Source organism: Sphingobacterium sp. UBA5789, assembly GCF_002418355.1.
Taxonomy (GTDB): Bacteria; Bacteroidota; Bacteroidia; order Sphingobacteriales; family Sphingobacteriaceae; genus Sphingobacterium.
In genome coordinates, this window is sequence record NZ_DIDX01000001.1 from 503,446 (window position 1) to 518,146 (window position 14,701).

The 14,701-nt window shown below is 39.8% G+C and carries 13 protein-coding genes; 7 read left to right on the plus strand and 6 right to left on the minus strand.

The features are described 5' to 3' along the window. Positions 1-27: 27 nt before the first annotated feature. The 6 genes from B4B65_RS02130 (at position 28) to groL (ending at position 5,570) form a co-directional block, all read left to right on the plus strand. Positions 28-1,284, plus strand: a complete 1,257-nt coding sequence (locus B4B65_RS02130) for a sigma 54-interacting transcriptional regulator (protein ID WP_201681330.1) — start codon at positions 28-30, stop codon at positions 1,282-1,284. 11 nt (positions 1,285-1,295) lie between these two features. Further along, positions 1,296-1,820, plus strand: coding sequence for an LptE family protein (lptE, locus tag B4B65_RS02135; protein WP_293912987.1), 525 nt, complete (start codon positions 1,296-1,298; stop codon positions 1,818-1,820). Positions 1,821-1,830: 10 nt separating this feature from the next. Continuing rightward, entirely contained in the window at positions 1,831-2,961 is a 1,131-nt protein-coding gene (locus B4B65_RS02140) for a hypothetical protein (protein ID WP_293912989.1), read from the plus strand. A 17-nt stretch (positions 2,962-2,978) separates the two neighbouring features. Further along, on the plus strand, positions 2,979-3,338 hold the full coding sequence (gene secG, locus B4B65_RS02145) for a preprotein translocase subunit SecG (protein WP_003008790.1): 360 nt from the start codon (positions 2,979-2,981) through the stop codon (positions 3,336-3,338). Between the two features lie 235 nt (positions 3,339-3,573). Next, positions 3,574-3,849: a co-chaperone GroES gene (locus B4B65_RS02150; RefSeq protein ID WP_002997808.1), complete on the plus strand. Its 276-nt coding sequence runs from the start codon at positions 3,574-3,576 to the stop codon at positions 3,847-3,849. Between the two features lie 83 nt (positions 3,850-3,932). Then, on the plus strand, positions 3,933-5,570 hold the full coding sequence (gene groL, locus B4B65_RS02155) for a chaperonin GroEL (RefSeq protein WP_201681333.1): 1,638 nt from the start codon (positions 3,933-3,935) through the stop codon (positions 5,568-5,570). 74 nt (positions 5,571-5,644) lie between these two features. Here groL and B4B65_RS02160 read toward each other — a convergent pair whose 3' ends face one another. From B4B65_RS02160 to B4B65_RS02175, 4 genes are all read right to left on the minus strand, one after another. Continuing rightward, complete coding sequence (locus B4B65_RS02160; protein WP_293912993.1) at positions 5,645-6,025, minus strand: hypothetical protein; 381 nt, start codon at positions 6,023-6,025, stop codon at positions 5,645-5,647. Positions 6,026-6,094: 69 nt separating this feature from the next. Continuing rightward, a complete protein-coding gene (locus tag B4B65_RS02165; protein WP_293912995.1) occupies positions 6,095-7,855 on the minus strand; it encodes an ATP-binding protein in 1,761 nt (586 codons plus the stop codon). Positions 7,856-7,890: 35 nt separating this feature from the next. Then, complete coding sequence (locus B4B65_RS02170) at positions 7,891-8,355, minus strand: DUF2752 domain-containing protein (protein WP_349681228.1); 465 nt, start codon at positions 8,353-8,355, stop codon at positions 7,891-7,893. Beyond that, a complete protein-coding gene (locus B4B65_RS02175) occupies positions 8,264-8,818 on the minus strand; it encodes a CD225/dispanin family protein (protein WP_293912999.1) in 555 nt (184 codons plus the stop codon). Before B4B65_RS02175 ends, B4B65_RS02170 begins: the two co-directional genes overlap by 92 nt. 93 nt (positions 8,819-8,911) lie before the next feature. On the opposite strand from B4B65_RS02175, the gene B4B65_RS02180 reads away from it, so the two are divergent. After that, positions 8,912-9,709: a zinc-dependent peptidase gene (locus B4B65_RS02180; protein ID WP_293913001.1), complete on the plus strand. Its 798-nt coding sequence runs from the start codon at positions 8,912-8,914 to the stop codon at positions 9,707-9,709. Between the two features lie 95 nt (positions 9,710-9,804). Here the strand turns inward: B4B65_RS02180 and B4B65_RS02185 are convergent, their stop codons facing one another. Next, positions 9,805-11,376 carry a RagB/SusD family nutrient uptake outer membrane protein gene (locus B4B65_RS02185; protein WP_293913003.1) on the minus strand — a complete coding sequence of 524 codons (1,572 nt, stop codon included), beginning with the start codon at positions 11,374-11,376 and terminating at the stop codon, positions 9,805-9,807. Positions 11,377-11,421: 45 nt separating this feature from the next. Beyond that, complete coding sequence (locus B4B65_RS02190) at positions 11,422-14,406, minus strand: SusC/RagA family TonB-linked outer membrane protein (RefSeq protein ID WP_293913005.1); 2,985 nt, start codon at positions 14,404-14,406, stop codon at positions 11,422-11,424. Positions 14,407-14,701: the final 295 nt, after the last annotated feature.

The following is a 14,701-nucleotide window of genomic DNA, read 5'->3' on the forward strand; positions in this document are numbered from 1 at the left end:
CTTCAAATTTCTAAAAGAAATAAAACTGTGGATAATCAGGATATAAAAAACAGATTTGGTATAATTGGCAACTCTCCTTTGCTCAACAGAGCAATTGATGTGGCCAGACAGGTCGCACCCACAGATATTTCCGTATTGATTCAGGGAGAGAGTGGTAGTGGTAAGGAAGTATTTTCGCACATCATACATCAACTGAGTTCCCGCAAGCATGGGCCGTTTATAGCCGTCAACTGTGGCGCTATTCCTGAAGGAACTATTGATTCAGAGCTTTTTGGCCATGAGAAGGGTTCTTTTACAGGTGCACATGAAGCACGTAAAGGATATTTTGAAGTTGTAGACGGTGGTACTATCTTTTTAGATGAGGTAGGCGAATTACCTTTAGGTACGCAGGCACGTTTGTTACGTGTTTTGGAAACCGGAGAATATATCCGCGTCGGATCTTCAAAAGTTCAGAAAACAAATGTACGTGTGGTTGCTGCAACAAATGTGGATATGTTTGAAGCAGTGAAAAAGGGTAAATTCAGAGAAGATCTTTATTATCGTCTGAATACAGTTCCGCTGCGGATTCCTGCATTGCGCGAGCGTAAAGAAGATATTAATCTGCTTTTCAGAAAATTTGTTGTTGATTTTGCTGATAAATACCGGAGTCCGGGTGTACAGCTTACTGATGATGCGCAACAGTCGCTCATGAACTACAGTTGGCCGGGGAATGTGCGTCAGCTAAAGAATATAGCGGAACAGATTGCGGTTTTGGAAAAGGAGCGTATTGTAAATGCGGCTATCCTTCAGAATTATCTGCCCACGGAACATTCTAACCTGCCTGTTTTCGTGCCTCAAAATGCACCAAAAGATGATTTTTCAGAACGTGATATCTTGTATAAGGTATTGTTCGATATGAAAAAGGATATGGTAGATCTTAAGAAACTTGTGGTCGAATTAATCCAGAAAGGGGTTAATCCAAGTACTTTTGATCAGAACTCACCTTATATCAATCAATTGTATCAGGAAGTTCAGCCTGCGGCATCAATGCTGTCAGAGCAGTCCGAATCTTCCTGGACAATCCACAATGCACGTCCGGCTCATTCACCTAATGTGGATTTCAATTCGTATGAAACACAGGATGTGGAAGAAGTGGAAGAGTCTCTGTCATTGACAGAAAAGGAATCCGACCTGATCAAAAAAGCTTTGAAAAAACATAAGGGCAAGCGTAAAGCTGCGGCTCAGGAATTGGGTATTTCAGAGCGGACACTCTATAGAAAAATTAAAGACTTAAATTTAGATTAATACTCGACCCGATGCGTAAGTTAAAGCAAGTCTATCTAAATCTGGTAATAACGGCAGCTGTGATGCTGTGTACAGTTTCCAGTTGTGGTGTAAAATACAGTTTTACAGGGGGATCTATTCCTGCAGATATGAAAACCGTCAATGTGCAGTTTTTTGAAAATATTGCACCTATGGTATATGCTACGTTGAGTCAAAACTTTACGGAGGCACTCAAAACCCGTTTTCGTAATCAGACCAGACTTAGTCAGGTCAATACGGGTGGAGATGCTATCTTCGAAGGATTTATTACAAACTATACGATCACTCCTGCCGCAGTAGAAGCTCGTACAGATATGGCAGCTTTGAACCGGTTGACTATCACAGTCAAAGTAACCTACACGAATCAGAAAAAACCGGAAGATAGTTTCAGTGAGCAGACGTTCACACGTTTCAAAGATTTTTCAGGAACGGTGCAGGCGCAGGAAGAAGGATTGACGAAAGATATTATTGAGATGCTGACGGAAGATATATATAACCGTGCATTTGCGAACTGGTAGCCGATACAATATGGAAAATACAAGTAAGTCTAAGGTTGAAATATTTCATCAGGCACTGACAGATCCCGGACAGCTTCCGGCAGAAGATCTGCAACGTTTAGTGGAAGAATATCCTTATGCGCAACCTATTCGTTTTGTATATGAGCGTCAGCAGTTTCTGTCAACGGGAATGTTGTCGCAAAACTCATTGGCATTATTGTATGCTCCGAATGCTGCCTGGTTATCCGAATATGTAAGCAGGCAACCTCTGGTCGTGCCGGAGTTGGAAGCAGAACCGGACGGCTATATTGCATTTGAAGATGTAGACCAGCTATCTGCTGAGGTCGAAGAGGAAACAATCAGTACGGAAGACGAATCCTATATGGAGACAGAGGAAGAAACAGTTCAATCTGAATATACGGAAGAGGAAGTTATAGAAGAAGAGCAGGTGAAAGTTGTAGATGACATAGAAGAGGCTCAGCTTGAGAAGGAGTATTTTCCGGAGTTTCAGTTGTCTGGTGAAGAGATTGTGCCAGATCCACAGGAAGAAACTGTTGAACTTGAGAAGGAATATTTTCCGGAATTTCAGCTGTCCGGCGATGAAATTGTACAGGTATCTTCGGAAGAAGAAGAGAGAGTCAGTCTTTATCATGACGATCTGATGCCTTATAGTTTTCTGTGGTGGTTACACAAAACGCGATTGGAACATGCCGGTACATACAGACCATTTGCTGAAGTCAAATTACCAAAACCGCAGAAAGGACAGTTTGATCCGTCCAAATTAGATGAACATATTCTCGATCAGCAGATCCGTGAGCATGTTTTCCGTTCACAATCACCTGAGGCTAAATTGAGCGAGGAAGTAAAACACAAACCCGTGCAACCTCTTCCGAAAAAGCTGGATGATGTGATTGAAAAATTTATTCGCGAAGAGCCGCAGATTAAACCTCCTCAGGCTGATCAGCTGAATATGGAGAATAAGGCCAGAAAAAGTGCCGAGGATCAATTTACGCTGGTCACTGAGACATTAGCGATTATTTATGCAGATCAGGGCTTGTTTCCGAAAGCGATTGAGGTGTATAAAAAATTAATTTTGAAATTCCCGGAAAAAAATGCTTACTTTGCTGGCCGCATTAAAGAATTAGAGCAAAAATTAAACTAAATAAATAATACAAAGAAATGCAAACATTATTAATTGTCTTGATCATATTAACCAGTGTACTGTTGGCACTTATGGTGTTGATTCAAAATCCAAAAGGAGGAGGTCTTTCTTCAGGATTTTCAGGAGGATCAAATTTGATGGGCGTAAAACGTACAGGTGATTTTCTGGAAAAAGGAACATGGACATTGGTCATAGCTTTAATGGTATTTTGTCTGGCTGTCAATATTCTGGGTCCGTCTAAAGGCGGAGCAGCTTCAAAAGGTGGATTAAGTGATCAGATTGAAGCTCCGGCTCAGCAAGGTCCTTTAAATCTGAACCCTGCACAGCAACAGCAAGCACCTGCTGCAGCTCCTGGTAAAACAGATTCTGCAAAGTAAGAGACTTTTAAAGACAACAATATTCAAGCCCTGTTCAACATTGAACAGGGCTTTTTTTATGTCATCAATGGCTGACATCATGACACTGAAAAAAATATCTGTGTCAGAAATTTCAGGCTTTTAGTGAAAAATTGACAACAAAACTTTAAAAACGTCCTTTGGCATAATTGATGTTGACTTGTTCCTGTAAACTTTTACATAAACAATCAATTAAAAATAATAGGAGAATAATATTATGGCATTAAACATTAAACCTATCGGAGACAGAGTGGTAATAGAAGCTGCTCCTGCAGAAGAAAAAACAGCATCAGGTATTTATATCCCTGATACGGCAAAAGAAAAACCTCAAAGCGGAACTGTTGTAGCTGTAGGTAGTGGTAAAGTAGACGAGCCTCTAACTGTTAAAGTTGGCGATAAAGTGTTATATGGCAAGTATGCAGGTACAGAGATTACTTACGAAGGAAAAGAATATTTAATTATGCGTGAAGCTGATATTTACGCTGTTCTTTAGTCTTTTAATTTAATAACAACATCAGAGTAACAGAGATAATAAGGCAATATCTTTTTATCTAAATACTAATAATCTAAAATAAAATGGCAAAACAAGTAAAATATAACGTTGAAGCTCGTGACGCACTGAAAAAAGGTGTAGACACATTGGCAAATGCTGTAAAAGTAACATTAGGTCCTAAAGGTCGTAACGTAATTATCGAGAAAAAATTTGGTTCACCTGCAATCACTAAAGATGGTGTGACGGTAGCTAAAGAAATCGAATTGAAAGATGCGTTGGAAAATATGGGCGCACAAATGGTGAAAGAAGTAGCATCTAAAACAGCTGATCAGGCTGGTGATGGTACGACTACAGCTACAGTATTGGCACAGGCTATCATCGCTCCGGGTATTAAATCTGTAGCCGCTGGTGCTAATCCGATGGATCTGAAACGTGGTATTGACAAAGCTGTAGCTACTGTTGTGGCTAACCTGAAATCTCAATCTCAGGTTGTAGGTCAGGACAACAACAAGATCAAACAGGTTGCTACAATCTCAGCAAATAATGACGAAGTAATCGGTTCATTGATCGCTGAAGCAATGGAAAAAGTAGGTAACGATGGTGTTATCACAGTAGAAGAAGCAAAAGGTACTGAAACAGAAGTAAAAACTGTAGAAGGTATGCAATTTGACCGTGGTTACTTATCTCCGTATTTCGTGACTAATTCTGACAAAATGGAAGCAGAATTAGATAACCCTTACATTCTGATCTACGATAAAAAGATCAGCAATATGAAAGAATTGTTACCTGTATTGGAAAAACAAGTACAGACAGGTAAACCATTATTGATCATCGCTGAAGATCTTGACGGAGAAGCATTGGCAACATTAGTTGTTAATAAAATCCGTGGTTCATTGAAAGTTGCAGCCGTTAAAGCTCCTGGATTCGGTGACCGTCGTAAAGCAATGTTAGAAGATATCGCTATCCTTACAGGTGGTACAGTTATCTCTGAAGAAAGAGGATATAAATTAGAGAATGCTGAGCTTTCTTACTTAGGTCAGGCTGAAAAAGTTGTTGTTGATAAAGACAATACTACAGTGATCAATGGTGGCGGAAATGTTGAAGATATCAAAGCCCGTGTAAACCAGATTAAATCTCAGATCGAAACTACTACTTCTGATTACGATCGCGAAAAATTACAGGAGCGTCTTGCTAAATTAGCAGGTGGTGTTGCCGTTCTTTACGTAGGTGCTACTACTGAAGTAGAGATGAAAGAGAAAAAAGACCGTGTTGATGATGCTTTACATGCTACTCGTGCAGCAGTAGAAGAAGGTATCGTAGCTGGTGGTGGTGTTGCATTTATCCGTGCAACAGAATCTTTAGTTAACCTGAAAGGTGAAAACGAAGATGAAACTATCGGTATTGAGATCATCAAACGTGCTATCGAGGAGCCTTTGCGTCAGATTTGTAATAATGCAGGGGTAGAAGGTGCTGTAGTCGTACAGAAAGTAAAAGAAGGTACGTCTGATTTTGGTTACAATGCACGTACAGATAAATACGAAAACCTGATCGGTGCAGGTGTTATCGATCCGACTAAGGTTTCACGTGTAGCATTGGAAAATGCAGCTTCTATCGCATCTATGTTATTGACTACAGAATGTGTCCTTGCAGATGAGCCTGAGGAAAATGGTGCTGGCGCAGGTGCTCCTCCAATGGGTGGTGGCATGGGCGGAATGATGTAATATCATACAGCTATATATAAAAAGAGGGCGTTGCAGAATTCTGCAACGCCCTCTTTCCGTTTATTCTTTTTTTATTAGTGATGCCCTCTGAATCTGCGGTAATAAATGTCGTAATCTTCCGGAGAATAACTCTTTTTAGTTCCCCACTCCTGTAGTTCGTTATTAAAATAGAATAACCAGTATTCTCTGTAGATAGTTGTCGAATCTATGACAACTTCAGGTTGCCAGGTGTAGTATTCATGAACCTCTAAGACACCATCATTATACTTTTTTGAGGATACAATAGCCCCGGGTTTACCTATTTGTTTGATTACATCCTCTTTCACCATGCCTACATGTATTTTGGTAAAATCAGGTCCAGATCTTCCGGATATCATTTTACAGCTTCCGAGAATAAAAATAGTAAGCAGTATCAAGACTGCTCTTAAAAATTTGAAGTTAGATAGTTGAATCATAATGTGTAAATATAATCGATGTTAATATAGAGTATATTTTCTATAAAAAGTTTAATCTTAAAAAAATAATTAAATACTGTTTTTCTTGATTACATCTTTTAAATGATCCATAGTAATAGGTTTAATAATAAAGTCGCTCATACCCATCTGGAGATAGTTGGAACGGTCGATTTCTAAAGCATGGGCCGAACATCCGATGATGACAGGAGCTTCTTCCTGACGTTGGTTGTATAGTTCTAAAATCACTTTGGTAGCCTCTATTCCATTCATCACTGGCATCTGAATATCCATGAGTATAATGTCAAAATGTTCTATTTGAAGCTTTTCTACGGCCTCCAGTCCATTCTCTACAGCATGATAGGAATAGTGCAGCTTTTCCAGCATTTTACAAAGTACCAATTGGTTGATTTTATTATCTTCTACAACAAGAAAGCGTTTTTTTTCCATGAATGATAAATCTGGGTTTTGTTGATATATTTTTAAGGGAATTTGATTTTGGGGGAGTAATACGGGCAGCCGGAAGGTAAATGTAGTCCCGACTTCATATTCACTTTCTACTTCAATATGTCCGCCCAGTATGTGCAGTAACCTTTGACAGATCGCCAGTCCAAGTCCGATTCCTTTATTGTCCGGAATCTGCGGCTCTTCAATCTGAGAGAACTGATCAAACAGACGGGAAATATTTTCTTTTCTTATGCCTATTCCGGTATCCTTCACTTTGCATTCAAGGACATATTTATCATGGAATAGTAGGTAACTTATATATACCGTAATGTTTCCCTTAAGCGTGAATTTAATAGCATTACTTAATAAATTTAACAGAATCTGTTTGAAACGGGCTTCATCTGTAATAAATTCAGAAGGAGTGTCTTCCGCAATTTGGATATCCAGCGTTAAATCTTTGCTTTTTAGCATAGGATCAACGACATGCTTCAGAGAGGAAAGGCTTTTATTTAAACTGAAAGAAGTATAATTTATCTCAAATTTATTGGTTTCAATTCTGGAAATATCCAATAAATCTGTAACCAGATCGGAAAGGATATGGCTACTGGCCTGAAGATTTTCTATAAGTAATTGTTGATTTTGGTCTAGTTTGGTTGTTTTGAGAAGATCTATAGTGCCGATAATGCCATTAAGAGGGGTTCGTATCTCATGGCTCATCGTCATGATAAATTTTGATTTTGCCTGCGTTGCAGCTTCTGCCACCTCCTTCGATTCAATTAACTCTTTCTGTGACAGCTTTAGCATCTTTTTCTGAAGGATCAATACCTTCTTCTCATAGTCATAGACTCTTCTGTAAGAGGAGATCATAATTGTGGAAATAACCAGTGTCAGCACAAATGAAAATAACAGATCCATATGTTTTTCCTTCTGGCTGGCATAAGGAACAATATATTGTGGAAAGAAATTATCAATGATCAGACAGAAAAGGGAAACGATCAGAAAGAATATGCCAAACCGTAATCTGTAGGGGTCTGATAAAGAAAGCAGACCTGCCATAAGATAAAATACAAAGAATAAAGGTATGCTGCTATCTAAACCGTTATTAAGACCCCATATGACCGCAAGACATCCTGTTAAATAAGAGAAGTACCAGAACTTAATACGTTCTGTTGCTCTATTCTGGAGTGCCAGTTTCAGAATATACAGATGCAATGATATCACAGTCAGGATCAGAAGATTGATCCCGATTGGAAACACAATATTCAGATTGAAAATAATGTTACTTAATCCGCTGACAATAAGGCATATGCTCAATATCGCGAGTTGTTTATTTTCAACGCTGATTTTTCGTGACCTGAAGGTATATTTCCCAAATAAATTCAACATGTTGCAATAGGTTGCATAAGTTTAGAGGTCGTTGATTATAATATATTCCTCAAAATCGTAAAAACAATAATGCTGGTAATGAGCAGGAGCATCGCACGATAACCAAACAGGCGGTTTCGCCATTTGAGCTGTTGAGCTGTAAGAGATGGTCTGGTAATAAAATATAAGTTGAGGAATAAATAGGGAACAGCAAAGAAAAGAAAGGGATTAAAAGCAAATGCGGCTTTAAAATCGCCATGTAAAATCGCATGAATAGCCCGTTGACTTCCACAGCCGGGACAATCAAAGCCAGTCATACTTTTTATAGGGCACTTTGGAAAAAGAGCGTATTCCTGGGGGTCGTATGTTCTGTAAATATAGATAAATACGCCCCCCAGAATCAAGAGGATGGAAGCCAGTAAATATTTGTTAATACGAATAGTCACTGTTAGTGTCCATTGTGGATCCGAAATAGGCCAAACCTCCGAATATTGCAATATACAATATCCAGAATACGACACACCCTATCAGTGAAATCATAATCCATTTTTTAGCACTTGCTGAATCCGCCTGAGCACCGGCTTTATCGCCTCTGTAGAATTTGTTCTCTACCTTGGCAGCATACACAATTGCAGGAATTCCTAATGGCCAGCAGCATAAGACAGTGACAAGAATAGATTCAATAAGGTATGTTTTAGGAGGTAGTTCGAATAAGGAGGACGTAGGTGTAAACTGAGCACCAGTTCCTGCATTATGCTGAAAGGTCGGTTGAGCAGGAGCAGAAGGTATCTGCGGCGGAGTGGAAAGATTCTGACTTTCCTGCTGCAGAAGTTCTGCCAGTTCAGGCAGTTCTCCGGCTTTTTTCCAATCGGTCAATTCGGGAGTCCACACATAGGTGTCTGCAGTTATATTTTTTGTTTTAAGTTCCTCTAAAGAAAAAGGCCCGAAACTGTTAACCCCATCAGTATAATGATATTTTTGCATATGTATTGTGGATCAAATTAATTAAGTGATTGAAGTTATAAAGATTAATTCTACTCTACAAGATTAAATGCGAAAAATAAGTATTTTAGCAGTATGCAGTATAATCCGGTCGTTGTTGTAATTATCATCTTTATAATAGGAATAGTGCTTGTGTACTATGTCATGAAGAATGTGTCAAACAAGAAAAATATTTCTGATAATCAGTCTCTTGGTTTAACTGAAATTCGGGCAGTACTTGAAGAAGAAGTCGATTTTTACAAGCAACTGAATCCGGAAGAGCAACTAAAATTTTGCAACCGTGTATCATATTTTTTAAACACAACGAGGATTTCTGCCGAGAAAGGAGTGAAGATTATCAACGCAGATAAGATCCTGGTAGCAGCAAGTGCGACTATTCCTTTGTTTCATTTCGAAAACTGGTCTTACGAAAATCTGGATGAAGTCCTCATCTATCCCGGAACGTTTAGCGAAAAGTTTAATACAGAAGAAGGGGATCGTAATATCCTGGGTATGGTAGGAGACGGAGTATTAGGAAGAAAGATGATATTGTCTTTATCAGCACTTCGTAATGGTTTCCGATCTGGAAGTGGTGAGAATACAGCGATTCATGAATTTGTTCATCTTATCGATAAAGCGGATGGAGAAACGGATGGTATTCCGGAATACCTTATTCCAAAATCCTTGATTCATCCATGGTTGAAAGAGATGCACAAAACCATCAGCATGATTAAAAGAGACAAATCCGATATTCGCGAATATGCAGCAACTAACGAAGCCGAATTTCTGGCTGTAACATCGGAATACTTCTTTCAGAAACCAAAGCTGCTCAAGGAAGATCATCCGGAGCTGTTTGAATTACTTTCTGAGATTTACGAAAGGAAAGATGCATAATTTATTATAAAGAGCATATCAACCAAAAACGGGAGAAGTGAATGAAAAATCACTTCTCCCGTTTTTTTGAAATGTTCAGCTTATTTCGTTTCCGGTTAATAGCCTGTATTTTGTTTTAAATTAGGGTTCACCGCAATCTGCTGGCTTGGAATAGGGTAGACAAGTGTCTTCGGATCTGCGTCAGCAGCTTTTTCCTGCCAGGCCAGTAGAAATTTACCAAAACGGATCAGATCCTGTCTGCGCCAGCCTTCCCAATACAGTTCTCTGGCACGTTCATCCAGCAAAGCATCTAAAGTCAAAGTTGTAAAAGAACTCACCCCTCGTTTGGTCCGTATACTGTTTACCAGATCAAGAGCATCTCCCGGAGCACCAGTGCCACCTCTCAGTATCGCTTCTGCCTGCATCAGCAGTACATCCGAATAGCGATATACAACCCAGTCGTTATTTCTTTGTCCTGTTACCGCATAATCAAATGCATATTTCATAGGACGGATACCGGCTGTCTCCAGCGTTGCTCCGGAAGTACGTATTGTGACTTCACGGGTAAAGGAAAGTGGCGCATTAGCCGGGTTTCTGGCCATAAGTGGCCGGTTTGTAGTCCAGTTATACTGTTGTCCTGCAAAGAATCCTACATTCTGACGATGATATCCTTTACTCTTGTTAGAGGTTGTATCGGCAGGATAATCATAATAAATACCTCTTCTTTCATCAGAATCTGTAAACTTATCGTAATAGTCTGACAAGGTACACCAGCCATTCCATCCTCCGGGATTCATATTGTAATGAGCAATCGTGTTCCATGTTCTGTCCACATTGCCTCCTCTTTCTCCGTTTTTGTTAAATAATGTGTAAATATTTTCGGTAGACTTTACATCATTGTCAGGGGCAAAATTGTCAAAATATTTTCCTGCAGTAGATACCGTATAGGCGCCAGATGCTGTAATTTCTTTTGCTAAGGTAATAACCTGATTCATATCCTCTGCCGCGAAAGAAGGAGCCTGTCTGTTCAGAAAAGTTCCCTTATTCAGGTAGATTTTCATCAGCAAGACTTTAGCTGCATTTTTATTTGCAACATAAGCTTCTCTGGGACCATTTGCAGGAAGACTGTTTATTATTTCATTGAGGTCTTTTACCATATAATCTATGGCTGCCTGTGGCTGCAATACATCTGGAGGTATCCTGAAGTCTTCGACTGAGGCTCCTTCACGTATTGGAACTACACCATAAAGATCCAGCATATCAAACATAGCCAGAGCACGGATAAACCGGGCTTCTGCAGCCTGTTGTGCACTGGGTTGGTAGCGCAATACATTTCCTGCATTGTAAATCGTCGTGCCAAGACTGACGAAGGTATTGTTCATATAGCCATTGTCTGCATTCCAGGTGTGCAGATGTATAGCACGGTGCATACCATTATCATCCCAGTCACCACCCCGGGTAGGTGCCATAGCCGCATCTGTAGATACTTCCTGCATCACCCAGCGTTGTTCCTGTTGATAGGGTGTATTCAACGAATTGTAAGCGGTAACCAATAAAGCACCAGGTTCTACATTTGACGTTCCTTCCTCCAGTTCTCCCTTAAACTCTTCATTCAGCTTTGTACAGGAAACTGTACCTGCGACAACTGAACCTGCGATTGTTATATATATTAAAGATCTTAATTTCATCTGTTTGTGTTTTTTAATGATTATCAATTATCAGGTGATACATGTCTAAAGTGAGAAATTGACTCCGAAAAGAATATTTCTCGCCGGCGGATAAGGCAGATACTCAATACCAAGAGATGGAATACCATTGTTTGCCCCATCTGTATTCACTTCAGGATCGAAACCTGTATACTTCGTTATAATAAAGAGGTTCTGTCCTGTTAAAGAAACATTCAGATTCTTTAATGTTTTACCAATATCACCTACACGATAGCTCAGTGTCAGATTCGCTAATTTCAGGTAATCGCCTTTCTCCAGAAATCTTGTAGAAGGAGCCGATGAATTGGAAGTAGATTCCTTAACGGAAGTATCGAAGAATGCTGATCCGATATTTCTGGAAGACAGGTTACTTAATCCTAATGTTGTCGCTGCAGTATTGTTGAACAGGTAGTGCCCCATAGCTCCATTCAGATTGGCTGCCAGAGAAATTTTCTTGTAAGATACATTGGTCGAAATACCTAACAAAGTAGTCGGATTGGGGCTATTTGAATAAAATTTGTTAATAGCAGGATCATTTGCGCTGCTGATACTTCCATCAAGTCCGCGATACATACTCATACCTGTTTGCGGATCTATTCCCTGATAGTCTGCCAGATACCAGACGTTCAAAGGCTGTCCGTTAACCATTCGTTGTCCCAATACTCCAGAAAAACCTTGTCCTCTCAATGCTCCGGTTTCATAATAACCGACTAAACCGCTTACACTGTTTTTCAAGAAAGTAGCATTTCCGGTAAGGTCCCAGATCCAGTCCTTACTTTTAATGATTGTTCCTGTTAATGAAATTTCGACACCCTTATTTACAATTTCGCCATCCAGATTCACCCATATACGGCCTGCAGGTGCAGGTTGAGCGAGCGTCTGTTCAAATAAAGCATCTGTAGTTTTTTTGTTGAAATAATCAATTGATCCGTAAAGGCGATTCCCCAAAAATCCAAAGTCAATACCCGCATTGAAGGTCGTGGATGTTTCCCATTTTAAATCATCATTGCCGTAATTGGCCTGACTGATACTTTGATTACCAAAAATAAGTCTGTTTAATGAAGCTCCGGAAGGAAACTCCTGGTTCCCGGTTTTACCCCATCCCAATCTTAGTTTCAGTTGATTCAGATTTCCATTTGATTTAAGGAACTCTTCCTCTGCTATATTCCAGGCCAGTGCCAGAGAAGGGAACATAGCATATTTGTTATTCTCCCCAAATTTGGTTGAGCCGTCTCTTCTTACTGTAGCAGTAAATAAATAACGGTTCAGATAATTAACCCCACCACGTGCAAACAGGGATTGTAACTGATTTGTAGGGCTTCTGTATGATGATATTTCTCTCGTTGCAACAGGAGAATATTGCATATAGTCAAAATAATCAAGTCCCATATATCGGAATCCTCCGCCAAAAGATATGTTATTGTTGAAATTATAATCCAGATATTCATAGCCAACTACCGCATTCACATTCCAATCAGAATTAATCTGTTTGTTGTAAGACAGCATATGAGTCATCTGTAAATTTGTCTCTCCGTTATTTGAAATGAAAGCCTGTTCATTATTTACAGCAGAAGGGTCAATGAGACCTGCTCTGTACATTCCCTGTCGGTTACCGGTTTGTCGCATAGCACTGTAGATGAACCGGTACTCCAGATCATCCGTGATTTTGTAATATGGTGCAATGTTAACCACCATAGTGTTGGTTACTGCCAGATCTTTAAAAGCTTCAATACTTGTTAAAGGATTACGGGTAGTGGTGCTTACAAAGGTCAGATTTCCCTGATCATCCCTGATCGGCCGTGTTGGGTTCCATTGCAGGGCCTGAGATATTACATTTCCTTCTGAACCTACCATTGCATTGATTGGTGCATATTTGTTATCCATTTGGGTAAGAAATACAGAAAAATCGAGTCCCAGTCTTTTGTTTTCCAGGAATCTGAAATTACCGGTGAAGTTTGCTGTATATTTCTTTAACTGTGATCCTTTTATAATACCATTTTGGTTTAAATAGCCACCGGAAAGACGATATTTTCCGTGTTCGGTACCGCCGGATACATCTGCATAATAGTTTTGTGTTACAGCATTTCGTGTAATTGCTTTAAAAGCATCCTCTTCAGCTCCGAAATCTGCATTTGCGGCTTCGGAAGGCGTATAATAGTTTAATGCCTCCCGGAATCTTGCAGCAGTTAACACATCGGGATATTCACGCATGCTCGAAATACCCGTAGAAGCACCTACAGAAACTTCCGGTGATCCTATTTTTCCTTTCTTTGTTGTTATGATAACAACCCCATTGGCACCTCTTGATCCATAGATCGCTGTCGCAGATGCATCTTTAAGAATATCCATACTTGCTATATCACCCGGATTGAGGTAGGTGAGTGGGTTACCCCGGTCTGATGAAAACCCTCCGCGTCCTTCAGGTAAGGGAGAATTTCCGGACATCGGTACACCATCTAATACAAATAACGGATTATTACTGGCTCTGATGGATGAATTTCCACGGATACGTACTGTCGTGGAACCTCCCGGTTGACCGGTGTTATTGATCACCATTACACCCGGCGTTTTTCCCTGAATTAATTGATCAGGGCTGGTCATCAGACCTTTGTTAAAGTCTTTCGCTCCAATTGTTACCATAGCACCTGTCAGATCTTTTTTTCGGGCTGTTCCATATCCGATAACCACCACTTCATCCAGACCGTGATCCGCATTTGGTTCCATTGTTATTGTTATATCGTTACCGCTGATCGGCACATCTTTGGTGATATACCCGATAAAAGAGACCTCCAGAGACTGTGCATCAGTGGGGATTTCTACAGAGAAGGCCCCGCTCACACTTGAACTTGTAGCTATTGTGCTCCCTTTAACTTTAATTGTAGCACCTGCAAGAGGATTTGCACTTTCATCTACAACCTTTCCCGTCAGGACTCTTGTCTGAGCAACAACGATAAATGATACGAACAGTAATGACATCGTCATCATGCATTGTACAAGTAGTTTTTTTTTCATACATTTTTTGATTGATGGTTTAATTGATACTAATTATCAAGTAATCAGATGATGTATTCTTCCGGATATGAAATCAAGGAAGTATATCGTTCATCTTCGCTTTTTTATAATTGATTGAATACTACTCAGCAGATGTTCCGGTCGGTTAAGGAAAGTACCTTTCACTAACCCACACATTAAATGTGCATTCGAATTAATACGCTCCTAAGCTATTGATACACAGCTGTGTGTCAGTAGCTGACGGACTGAAAAACAAATGCCCAGATATTTTCCGGTAAAATTTTACGGCAAAGCA

Excerpts from the sequence above, each read along its gene's own strand:
- lptE (WP_293912987.1), top strand. The coding sequence starts at position 1,296 with ATGCGTAAGTTAAAGCAAGTCTATCTAAATCTGGTAATAACGGCAGCT.
- B4B65_RS02140 (WP_293912989.1), top strand. The coding sequence starts at position 1,831 with ATGGAAAATACAAGTAAGTCTAAGGTTGAAATATTTCATCAGGCACTG.
- secG (WP_003008790.1), top strand. The coding sequence starts at position 2,979 with ATGCAAACATTATTAATTGTCTTGATCATATTAACCAGTGTACTGTTG.
- B4B65_RS02150 (WP_002997808.1), top strand. The coding sequence starts at position 3,574 with ATGGCATTAAACATTAAACCTATCGGAGACAGAGTGGTAATAGAAGCT.
- groL (WP_201681333.1), top strand. The coding sequence starts at position 3,933 with ATGGCAAAACAAGTAAAATATAACGTTGAAGCTCGTGACGCACTGAAA.
- B4B65_RS02160 (WP_293912993.1), bottom strand. The coding sequence starts at position 6,025 with ATGATTCAACTATCTAACTTCAAATTTTTAAGAGCAGTCTTGATACTG.
- B4B65_RS02165 (WP_293912995.1), bottom strand. The coding sequence starts at position 7,855 with ATGTTGAATTTATTTGGGAAATATACCTTCAGGTCACGAAAAATCAGC.
- B4B65_RS02175 (WP_293912999.1), bottom strand. The coding sequence starts at position 8,818 with ATGCAAAAATATCATTATACTGATGGGGTTAACAGTTTCGGGCCTTTT.
- B4B65_RS02180 (WP_293913001.1), top strand. The coding sequence starts at position 8,912 with ATGCAGTATAATCCGGTCGTTGTTGTAATTATCATCTTTATAATAGGA.
- B4B65_RS02185 (WP_293913003.1), bottom strand. The coding sequence starts at position 11,376 with ATGAAATTAAGATCTTTAATATATATAACAATCGCAGGTTCAGTTGTC.
- B4B65_RS02190 (WP_293913005.1), bottom strand. The coding sequence starts at position 14,406 with ATGAAAAAAAAACTACTTGTACAATGCATGATGACGATGTCATTACTG.